Consider the following 9225-nt stretch of genomic DNA (forward strand, 5'->3'; position numbering starts at 1 on the left):
GGAGTACACACATGCACGTTGACCTCAATAGCTGGACATTGACCTCTGCTTGCGGCGCCCCCGACAAGACGGCCTATCGGACCTGTCGGGTTACGAGTGATAGCGGAATCGTTCAGGCCATCCGGGAATGGGAAGCCAAGGTCGCCGGCTTCGAAAATGCCAAACAACGCCTCGGCCATCTGTTGCGCGGCACGCCCGTGTCCTTTACTTGGTTGCAGGGGCGCTTCATCGGCGGCATACAGTTGGTCGGCGGCGTCGAACTGGATCGCCACTGGCGCCGCGCGGACCGCTATGGCGCACGGACGTTACGCTTGCGGGCACGCATTCCCACGAACCTCAGGCTGCTGACGCCGAGCACCATTCAAGATAAGCATGAACGTCTGCTGGATATATGGCAGCAACACTGCCCGGCACGCATAGATGCCGACCCGACCTGGCAAGCCTTGGGAATCGGTCCCGGGAGCATATCGTTGTGGGGCGGCGATTTCTTCGTACAGGGGGAGCGGGCCTATGTGCGGCTGGGCTTCGAGCCTCAGCTTGATCAACCAGGGCTGGAATGGCTTGCTGATGCCGATCCTGTCGCTCCCGAAGAATTCGCGGACTTGCATAACCAGCGGAGCGCGGCGGCTTGAGATGGGGTCCTACCCTGGCCTGTAGTGGAGTGCATTGAAGGCTCGGCTTTCCTGATAAACTGGGTCACCAGCTCGAAACAGCCGAACTTGGGCAGTGCACCCATAAGGGCCGTTGCTACGTTTCGCTTCCTGATCGATGCCACAAGCACTGGTAGCTTGAGGCCGGCGTCACTACGTACCAACGGCCCCTCAAAACCGGCGCAAGCGGTTTCGAATCAGCCATTACCAGACATTTCAAAATGACCTCAAACCTTTCTCCAACCCCAGCCCCCACGCATCCTGCGCTCTCCCGGCGCTTTTCCGTTGCCCCCATGATGGATTGGACTGATAGACACTGCCGGTTCTTCCTTCGCCAGCTATCACGCCACGCCCTGCTCTACACTGAAATGGTCACCACGGGCGCCTTGCTCAACGGCGATACCGCTCGTTTTCTGCAGCATGACGCGGCCGAATACCCGCTTGCCCTACAGCTCGGCGGCAGCGTCCCGGCGGACCTGGCCGCCTGTGCCAGGCTGGCGGAGGCCGCCGGTTACAATGAAGTCAATCTTAACGTGGGCTGTCCCAGCGACCGGGTGCAGAACAACCTGATCGGCGCCTGCCTCATGGCTCACCCGGAGCTGGTCGCCGAGTGCATCGCGGCCATGCAGGATTCGGTTAGCATTCCCGTTACGGTCAAGCATCGAATAGGCATCAATGGCCGCGACAGTTACCCGCAACTCTGTGACTTCGTTGGAAAGATTGCACAAACGGGCTGCAACAGTTTCACCGTGCATGCCCGCATCGCCATCCTCGAAGGATTATCCCCCAAGGAGAACCGAGACATTCCACCGCTGCGCTACGAAGTGGTCGCGCAGCTAAAGCGGGATTTTCCGCAACTGGAGATCATCCTCAATGGCGGGATCAAGACGCTGGAAGAGTGCGCGACGCATTTGCAGACGTTCGACGGCGTAATGCTGGGCCGGGAGGCGTACCATAACCCTTACCTGCTCGCCGAGGTAGATCAGCGCCTGTTCGGCAGGGACGCACCGGTAATCAGCCGCAGCGAGGCACTGGCGCGGATGCGGCCCTACATTGCCGCCCATGTCGGCAGTGGCGGCGCCATGCACCACGTGACCCGACACATGCTGGGTCTGGCCCAGGGCTTCCCGGGTGCCCGGCGCTTCCGCCAGCTGTTGTCGGTAGACATCCACAAGGCCGCCGACCCGCTGGCGCTGCTGGATCAAGCCGCCGCCCTGCTCGAGGGACGGTGATCCGGAACCCATGGCGGCGGTCGCACTCGAAGGGTCGTATCTTTTAGTGCCTGGGCCCGTTGAGAGGCCGTCGGCGCTGGGGTAATGTCGTCAAACCTAAAGGACAGAGAACGCTCATGACTTCCAAGCTGGAACAACTGAAACAATTCACCACCATCGTGGCTGATACCGGTGACCTGGACGCCATCAAGCGCCTCAAGCCCCAGGACGCCACCACCAACCCCTCTCTGCTGCTCAAGGCCGCGAGCCTGCCGGGCTATGCCGAAGTGCTGAAGAAAACCATCAGCGAAGCCAAGGGTGATGTAGGCGTGGCCGCCGATGCGCTTTCCGTGGCAGTGGGCGGGGAAATCCTCAAGGCCATCGAGGGCCGTATTTCCACGGAAGTGGACGCGCGCCTGTCCTTCGACACCCAGGCCATGTTGAGCAAAGCCAACCACCTGATCGAACTGTATGAAAAGGCCGGCGTAAGCAAGGACCGCGTTCTGATCAAGCTCGCTTCCACCTGGGAAGGCATCCGCGCCGCCGAGCAGCTTGAGAAGGAGGGTATCCAGTGCAACCTTACCCTGCTCTTCTCTTTCGCCCAGGCGGCCGCTTGCGCTGACGCCGGGGTATTCCTGATCTCGCCCTTCGTCGGTCGTATCTACGATTGGTACAAGAAGGCGAACAACACCGACTACACCGGTGCCGAAGACCCGGGCGTGCAGTCTGTGACGCGCATCTACAACTACTACAAGGCCAATGGCTACAACACCGTGGTCATGGGCGCCAGCTTCCGCAATACCAGCCAGATCGAACAGCTGGCGGGTTGCGATCGGCTGACCATCAGCCCTGACCTGCTGGACAAGCTCCAACAGGACCAAGGCAGCCTGGAACGCAAGCTGAACCCCGGCAACACCGGTGAGGCCAAGCTGCAATTGGACGAAGCCAAGTTCCGCTGGTTGTCCAACGAAGACGCCATGGCCACGGAAAAGTTGGCCGAAGGCATCCGCCAGTTTGCGCGCGACCAGGAAAAGCTCGAGACGCTCATTCGCGAATACAAGGGCTAAGCCTACAAGGGCCGGCCGGCGGATGGGCTTGATGCTCCATTCGCCAGCCGCGCTGGTTCCTACCAGTAAACCGCCAAGGCCTGACGCTTAGGTCAGCTACGCTCCAGCGCGTTGACGAGGTCATGGAAGGCTTCACGGTTGGAGTCGTTCAAGCCCATCAGGATCTTGTGGGCTTCCAGCACCTTGGAGCGTACGACGTCCTCGGATTGATCCTGCGATGGCAGGTCGGTCAGGCATTCCGGACAGGGGATGGGCCGGTCCACGATATTGAAGACCTGATCGAAACCCATGGAGCTCAGCAGCCGCGTGATGTCCTCATGGGTGGTGACCACGGTTGGCAACAGCCCGACCTTTTGCCGTGACAGAATGGACAGCTTGGCCAGCAGGCCAAGCGTGGTGCTGTCAATGCTCCGGGTCTCGGTGAGGTCGATCACGATGGCAGAGAAGTCCAGGGCGGAGAAGATCCGCTCGATGGTGGCATCCAGGGCCGAACAAAGGGTAAGGCGCACTTCCCCGACGAACTTGAGGACAAAGGTGCCACTCTGTTCGGCGAACTGGATTCTACCGGTACTCATTCAAAATTCCTGCTAAGCACCAACATGGCGATGTCGTCCGGCATCTCTCCAAGGGTGGCCAATCCGAACTTCTGACGCAAGCCGTCCAGGCTCCCGCCCGCGGCCTTGACGATTTCCGGCAAGGCAGCTTCTTTGTCTTTGAGCGTGTCCCCAGGCAAAAGATCCAGAATGCCATCGGAGAACAGGGTAAGGCTGAAGCGCTCCGGAAGAGCGATTTCGTGGTTGCTGTAGCTTGCCTCATCGAACAGCCCCACAGGCAGCCCACGCCCTTCCAGGTAACGCGACTGGGTGCCATCGAACAGCACGGGGAGCGGCAAGTGACCGCCGATGCTGTAGGTCAGAGCGCCACTCTGTTCGTCGATGACCCCCCCGACCATGGTCACATGCTTGCCCAGCTTGCAGTTGATCAGCCCGCGGTTGATATGCGAGAGCACATCCGAAGGCCGAAACTGCGGCATCAATCCGTTGCGCCTGGATTCGAACATCAGGCGCGTGGTCATGAATTTCAAGAGCACCGTAACGAAAGCCGACGAAGCGCCATGCCCGGATACGTCCGCCAGATAGAAGGCCACCCGTTGCTCATCGACCCGGAAACAATCAACGAAGTCCCCAGAGAGGTACAGCGAGGGGATGATCTGGTGCTCGAACCGAAAGGCCCCCGTGACCCAGGGGTTGACCGGCAACATGTTCATCTGCACCTGGCGGCCGGCGTTCTGGTCCTCCTGGAGCAGATGCAGGCTCGCTTCCAGCTCGCGGTTGGCGGTTTCGAGCTTTTCGCGGTAGCGCTGGTTTTCCCGCATCAGCCGGGACCGGTCCAGGGCGCGATGCACGGAATGCTCCAGCACGGCCAGGTCTTCCAGGGGCTTGATCAGATAATCCGCCGCACCCAGGCGCAAGGCCTCCACCGCATCGCTCATCACCCCTGCCCCGGAGACCACGATCACCGGCACCCCGGCACCGCGCTCGCCTATCTGGCGAATAATGTCGAGGCCACCGACCTGGGGCATGCGCAGGTCGCAGATGACCAGATCCGGCTGGGCTTGCTCGAACATCTCCAGGCCGCGCAGGCCATTGTTCGCCTGCAGGACGTGGAAGCCGCTGTCTTCGAGGTAGGCGGCAAGGCTGGCCCGCACTACATCGTCATCGTCGATTATGAGCAGCGTTGCACTGGAGTTTTGCATTTGGGCAAACGGCGCCAGAAATGGGTTGGCATCAGGAAGGCTCGGCCGGGGCAGAACGGCATCACTGGTTTTCTTTTCTGGCCCCTCAGCTATGGTGTAGGCCAAACTGACCTGCACGGCAAATATTGGAGGTGCCTGGTAAGGCGCAGACGGTACTCCCATCCGCCTGGGGATTCAAGCGGGCACCGATGGTCGCAAGGCCCCTTTACACCTTAATTGAGGCAGCGTTATAAAACCGTGAAAGTTTTTCCCCCCATCGAAGGAAGAGAACATGGGCCAGCTGGACCAGCAGTACAGCGAGAAACGGGATTTCATCCGCATGACCGTGGATGCGGAAGTCACGGCCACGGCGCACGGTGAGCGCATCCAGGCGGTATGCCACGACCTGTCGGGCAACGGCATCCAGTTGCGGGCCCGATGCCAATGGCAACTGGGCGACCGCGTGCAGGTGCACCTGCCCTCACACTCGAAGGACCTGGCCGACTACGACGCCATGACCGAAGTAGTACGCGTAGAGGACTTGCCCAACGGCGAGCGGATACTGGGGTTGAGCGTCATCAAGCACTGAAACGAAGGGGCCTGCAACGGCCCCTTTTTTGATTCAGGTCAGAAATCGTCCTCGACCTGCCCGTCCTTGACCTTGAACTCCCGGTTCTGCAGGTACGCATTGCGCAGGAACAGGTACTTGTCACCGTTGATCAGCTTTTCAGCAGACAGCAGGCTGGCGCGGGTATCGACAATATCGACCCCCAACAGGGTATTGCGGGTCGGCACGTGATCGATGTAGCGGTACGGCCGGGCGTAGGTATCAGGGTACTTGCCAACAGTATCACGCACCGTGCTCGGGCCGAAGAACGGCAGCATCACATAGGGCCCGCTCGGCACGCCCCAGTACCCCAGCGTCTGCCCGAAGTCCTCGTCGCTGCGCTGCAGGCCCATGCGGGTACCCACGTCGAAAAAGCCCAGCAGGCCGAAGGTGGTATTGAAGATTATGCGCGCCGTATCCTTGCCCGCGTCCGCTGGCTTGGCCTGCAGCACATTGTTGACCAGGTTGGTGACATCACCCACGTTGCTGAACATGTTGTGGATGCCGTCCTCGAGGAACTGCGGAGTCACCGCCTGATAGCCCTTGGCGAGGGGCTTGAGGGTGTAGGTGTCCAGCGTATCGTTGAAACGGAAGATGGCTCGGTTGACCCCTTCCCAAGGGTCCTCCTCGGCAGCCAGGCCCAGGGCGGGCACCATGGCCAGCCCGGCGGCGAGGCAAGTGCCGGCGAAACGGTGAAGCAGGGCGCTACCCTTGACACGCATAATCGATTCCTCATGGATAAAGGCGTGCGACCCGCGCCCGCCCATGGCAAAACCCGAGCAGTATAAGGCCTAAGCGGCCACCGCGCAGGCGCGCGAGCAAGGCGCTGACCTAAGCTTATGATGACAACGGGGATTTTTGACCGTTCGCCACGGTCAATGGCTGTGCTGACCTCAAAGGAGACCCCCTATGCCAGCCCGCGAATTACAGAATCAACTGGCTGCGCTACGCGAAGAACTCGAGCGCAACCCGCCCGCTACGCTGGAGGAGCGCGCAGAGCTCAATGACCTGATGCAGCAGATCGAGGCGCGCATGCAGCTCGAAGATGCCACGCAAAGCGACAGTCTCGTAGACGGAGTGAACCTGGCCGCCGAGCGTTTCGAAGTGGAGCACCCCGGCCTGGCCGGAGCGCTGCGCAACATCATGCAAACACTTGGCAATATCGGGATCTGAAACGCGAGTTACTGCCGCGCCAGTCGGCGATTGTCGAACGCGGTTTCATGGGTGCTGCGGTAAGGGTTGATGTCCAGTCCGCCGCGGCGCACATAGCGAGCGAAGACCGTCAGGCGCTCTGGTTCCAGCAACTGCAGAAGGTCCAGGAAGATGCGTTCGACGCACTGCTCGTGGAAGTCCGAATGTTCGCGAAAACTGACGACGTAGGCCAGGAAACTGGCGTGGTCGAGCGCGGGGCCCTTGTAGGTGACGGCCAGGCTGCCCCAATCCGGCTGGCTCGTGACCGGGCAGTTGGACTTCAGCAAATGGCTATGCAGGCTTTCTTCGACAATGCGTCCAGGCTCGCAGCGCAACAATTCGGGACGCGGGTGGCTGTAGTCCTGCACTGAGATATCCAGTCCGTCCACGCACAGGCCCGGCAAGACCCCCAGCCCTTCGGCCTCGATCTCGGTCAAGGGCCGCACGCGTACCCCCACCGGCCTTCCGGCTGCCGTGGAGAGGTCGGCCTCCAGGCAAGCCTGCAAGGCGTCCACCGAAGCGAATACGGTCTGGTTCAAGGAATTCAGATAAAGCTTGAACGACTTGGACTCGATGATGTTGGGCGAGTCGGCCGGGATCGCGAACTCACCAATGGCCACGACGGGCTTGCCGGACGGCAACAGCCAGGACAGCTCATAGCAGTTCCAGAGATCCACCCCTGTATAAGGCAGGGTGCTGGCGGTGAGGCCCAGCTCGGCCCACTTGGCAGCGCGGGGGATGGGAAACAGCAGGCTGGGCGTGTAGCTCGAAACGTACTGGCTGGCTTTGCCCAGTGGTGAATCTTCGGCAGCGGGGTGCATCGACAGAACCTTAGAACGGGGAAGCCACCATTCTACCCGCTGAACATGGCTGCGCCAGCCACGTCGGCCGCCGTCAATCGAGATTTTGCATCGAGGCCATGTCGGTTCTGGACTTGTGACCTGACGGTTCGTGAACGATGCTTGCTGACTTGCAGTGCAACATTAGTCAACCCGATCGACCGAGGCCGACCATGAAAACCGTAGCGCAATTGCTCAAGCTCAAAGCCCACCAGGACGTGTTCACCATAGGCCCGGACCAGATAGTCCTCGATGCCTTGAAGCTGATGGCGGAAAAGAACGTCGGCGCCCTGCCCGTGGTTGAAGGCGGAACCGTGGTTGGCGTCGTCAGTGAGCGAGACTATGCGCGCAAGATGGTTCTGGCCGGGCGTTCTTCCGCCGGCACGCCTGTGCGAGCCATCATGAGCGCTCCGGTGGTAACGGTGGGGCCGAGCGAAGGCATCGAAGCCTGCATGAGCATCATGACCGAAAGCCATCTTCGTCATTTGCCGGTAGTGGAAAACGGCCAGCTACTGGGCCTGCTGTCCATCGGCGACCTGGTCAAGGAAGCCATCGCCGAGCAGGCCAGCCTGATCCGGCAGCTGGAGCAATACATTCGGGGCGAATGATGCCTGCGCCCCGAGGGCGCCAGCGAAGCCGACACCTATTCCCGAAGCGCGATGGCAGGCTGGATCTGCGACGCTCGCCATGCCGGGTAGAGAGTAGCCAGGAAGCTCAGCACCAGGCCTGCGCCACTCACCAGCAGTACGTCTTGCCATTGCAACTGTGAAGGCAGGTTGCTGATGAAATAGACGTCCGAGGTAAAGATATGCTGCCCGGTCAGGCGCTCCAGCCAGCCCACCACCTGGCTGACGTTCAGGGCCAGGATGATCCCCAGCACGCTGCCTACCAGGGTGCCAATCACGCCGATGATGCTGCCCTGGACCATGAAGGTGCCCATGATCTGCCGGGGCGTGGCGCCAATGGTGCGCAGGATGGCGATGTCGTTACCCTTCTCGTTCACCACCATCACCAGGGTCGCGATGATGTTGAAGGCGGCCACCGCCACGATCATCAGCAGCAATAGCCCGATCATGGTCTTTTCCATCTTCATGGCGCTGAACAGGCTGCCCTGGGTGTGGGTCCAGTCATCCGCATGGTAGCCCTGCCCCAGCGACCCGGCCACGGCGCTTGCCACCTGGGGCGCGGCCCAGAGGTCACGGACTTTCAAGCGCACGCTCTGCACCTGGCCCGGCGACCACTTTTGCAACTGCGCGGCGTCGGCCATATGGATGAGCGCCAGCGAGCCATCGATCTCGGCCCCCACCTTGAAGATACCGACGACCTTCAACCGCTGCATGCGCGGGGTAATTCCTCCCGGGGCCCCGCTGAGCTCCGGCACGATCAACGTAAGCTTGTCCCCTACTCCCAGGCGGAAACGGCGAGCCGTGATATCGCCGATCACCACCCCGAATTCGCCCGGCGCCAGCGCCCCCAGACTGCCCTGGGTAACATGACTGGCAACTATGGATACCTTGCCCTCTTCGGCCGGGTCTACCCCGCTCAACTGAATGGGCTGCATCGCACCTTTGTAGGAAAGCATGCCGTCGAGTTCAGTAAAGGGCGCGGCGGCCATCACTTCCGGGTTGCGCAAGGCCGCTTCGGCCACCGGACGCCAATCGTCGATGGGCGTATTACCTACCACGGTAGCGTGGGGCACCATGCCGAGAATGCGATTACTCATTTCCCTCTGGAAGCCATTCATGACCGACAGCACCACGATCATGGCCAATACCCCAAGGCCCAGGCCGATCATGGAGGTCATGGAAATGAAGGAGATGAAATGGTTGCGGCGCTTGGCCCGGGTATAGCGAGCGCCGATAAAAAGGGGCAAGGGTCTGAACATGGGCGCACCGTATGCAAGGAAATAGGAGGCGCGGCGCGCC

The 9225-nt window shown here is 61.0% G+C and carries 11 protein-coding genes; 6 read left to right on the plus strand and 5 right to left on the minus strand.

Annotated features, from left to right (window positions below; translation table 11 throughout):
* Positions 1–11: 11 nt before the first annotated feature.
* The 3 genes from BN1188_RS06850 to tal all read left to right on the plus strand — a co-directional run bounded on the left by BN1188_RS06850 (position 12) and on the right by tal (position 2928).
* Complete coding sequence (locus BN1188_RS06850; protein WP_052469192.1) at positions 12–632, plus strand: hypothetical protein; 621 nt, start codon at positions 12–14, stop codon at positions 630–632.
* A 239-nt stretch (positions 633–871) separates the two neighbouring features.
* Positions 872–1882, plus strand: coding sequence for a tRNA dihydrouridine(20/20a) synthase DusA (dusA, locus tag BN1188_RS06855; protein WP_040260692.1), 1011 nt, complete (start codon positions 872–874; stop codon positions 1880–1882).
* A gap of 116 nt (positions 1883–1998) precedes the next feature.
* The gene (tal, locus tag BN1188_RS06860; RefSeq protein WP_040260693.1) at positions 1999–2928 is read left to right on the plus strand and encodes a transaldolase; all 930 of its coding nucleotides are present in this window, start codon (positions 1999–2001) and stop codon (positions 2926–2928) included.
* Positions 2929–3020: 92 nt separating this feature from the next.
* Here the strand turns inward: tal and rssC are convergent, their stop codons facing one another.
* Positions 3021–3503, minus strand: coding sequence for an anti-sigma factor antagonist RssC (rssC, locus tag BN1188_RS06865; RefSeq protein WP_040260694.1), 483 nt, complete (start codon positions 3501–3503; stop codon positions 3021–3023).
* Positions 3500–4684: a two-component system response regulator RssB gene (gene rssB / locus BN1188_RS06870; RefSeq protein ID WP_040261386.1), complete on the minus strand. Its 1185-nt coding sequence runs from the start codon at positions 4682–4684 to the stop codon at positions 3500–3502. The genes rssC and rssB overlap by 4 nt, the downstream gene beginning before the upstream one ends.
* A gap of 271 nt (positions 4685–4955) precedes the next feature.
* Between rssB and BN1188_RS06875 the strand changes: the two genes are divergently transcribed.
* Complete coding sequence (locus tag BN1188_RS06875) at positions 4956–5252, plus strand: PilZ domain-containing protein (protein ID WP_040260695.1); 297 nt, start codon at positions 4956–4958, stop codon at positions 5250–5252.
* Positions 5253–5290: 38 nt separating this feature from the next.
* On the opposite strand, the gene BN1188_RS06880 is transcribed toward BN1188_RS06875, so the two are convergent.
* Positions 5291–5992: an MlaA family lipoprotein gene (locus BN1188_RS06880; RefSeq protein WP_040260696.1), complete on the minus strand. Its 702-nt coding sequence runs from the start codon at positions 5990–5992 to the stop codon at positions 5291–5293.
* A gap of 187 nt (positions 5993–6179) precedes the next feature.
* On the opposite strand from BN1188_RS06880, the gene BN1188_RS06885 reads away from it, so the two are divergent.
* Positions 6180–6443: a DUF4404 family protein gene (locus BN1188_RS06885; RefSeq protein WP_040260697.1), complete on the plus strand. Its 264-nt coding sequence runs from the start codon at positions 6180–6182 to the stop codon at positions 6441–6443.
* 8 nt (positions 6444–6451) lie between these two features.
* On the opposite strand, the gene queF is transcribed toward BN1188_RS06885, so the two are convergent.
* The gene (gene queF, locus BN1188_RS06890) at positions 6452–7282 is read right to left on the minus strand and encodes an NADPH-dependent 7-cyano-7-deazaguanine reductase QueF (RefSeq protein ID WP_040260698.1); all 831 of its coding nucleotides are present in this window, start codon (positions 7280–7282) and stop codon (positions 6452–6454) included.
* Between the two features lie 191 nt (positions 7283–7473).
* Here queF and BN1188_RS06895 point away from each other — a divergent pair, with 191 nt between their 5' ends.
* Entirely contained in the window at positions 7474–7908 is a 435-nt protein-coding gene (locus BN1188_RS06895; RefSeq protein ID WP_040260699.1) for a CBS domain-containing protein, read from the plus strand.
* Between the two features lie 35 nt (positions 7909–7943).
* On the opposite strand, the gene BN1188_RS06900 is transcribed toward BN1188_RS06895, so the two are convergent.
* Positions 7944–9185, minus strand: a complete 1242-nt coding sequence (locus BN1188_RS06900; RefSeq protein ID WP_040260700.1) for a lipoprotein-releasing ABC transporter permease subunit — start codon at positions 9183–9185, stop codon at positions 7944–7946.
* Positions 9186–9225: the final 40 nt, after the last annotated feature.

Source organism: Pseudomonas massiliensis (genome assembly GCF_000826105.1).
GTDB classification, from domain to species: Bacteria; Pseudomonadota; Gammaproteobacteria; order Pseudomonadales; family Pseudomonadaceae; genus Aquipseudomonas; species Aquipseudomonas massiliensis.

What these genes read in the sequence shown, in the direction of transcription:
- tal (WP_040260693.1), top strand. Translation starts at nt 1,999, where the DNA reads ATGACTTCCAAGCTGGAACAACTGAAACAATTCACCACCATCGTGGCT.
- BN1188_RS06885 (WP_040260697.1), top strand. Translation starts at nt 6,180, where the DNA reads ATGCCAGCCCGCGAATTACAGAATCAACTGGCTGCGCTACGCGAAGAA.
- dusA (WP_040260692.1), top strand. Translation starts at nt 872, where the DNA reads ATGACCTCAAACCTTTCTCCAACCCCAGCCCCCACGCATCCTGCGCTC.
- BN1188_RS06895 (WP_040260699.1), top strand. Translation starts at nt 7,474, where the DNA reads ATGAAAACCGTAGCGCAATTGCTCAAGCTCAAAGCCCACCAGGACGTG.
- rssB (WP_040261386.1), bottom strand. Translation starts at nt 4,684, where the DNA reads ATGCAAAACTCCAGTGCAACGCTGCTCATAATCGACGATGACGATGTA.
- BN1188_RS06900 (WP_040260700.1), bottom strand. Translation starts at nt 9,185, where the DNA reads ATGTTCAGACCCTTGCCCCTTTTTATCGGCGCTCGCTATACCCGGGCC.
- rssC (WP_040260694.1), bottom strand. Translation starts at nt 3,503, where the DNA reads ATGAGTACCGGTAGAATCCAGTTCGCCGAACAGAGTGGCACCTTTGTC.
- BN1188_RS06850 (WP_052469192.1), top strand. Translation starts at nt 12, where the DNA reads ATGCACGTTGACCTCAATAGCTGGACATTGACCTCTGCTTGCGGCGCC.
- BN1188_RS06875 (WP_040260695.1), top strand. Translation starts at nt 4,956, where the DNA reads ATGGGCCAGCTGGACCAGCAGTACAGCGAGAAACGGGATTTCATCCGC.
- queF (WP_040260698.1), bottom strand. Translation starts at nt 7,282, where the DNA reads ATGCACCCCGCTGCCGAAGATTCACCACTGGGCAAAGCCAGCCAGTAC.
- BN1188_RS06880 (WP_040260696.1), bottom strand. Translation starts at nt 5,992, where the DNA reads ATGCGTGTCAAGGGTAGCGCCCTGCTTCACCGTTTCGCCGGCACTTGC.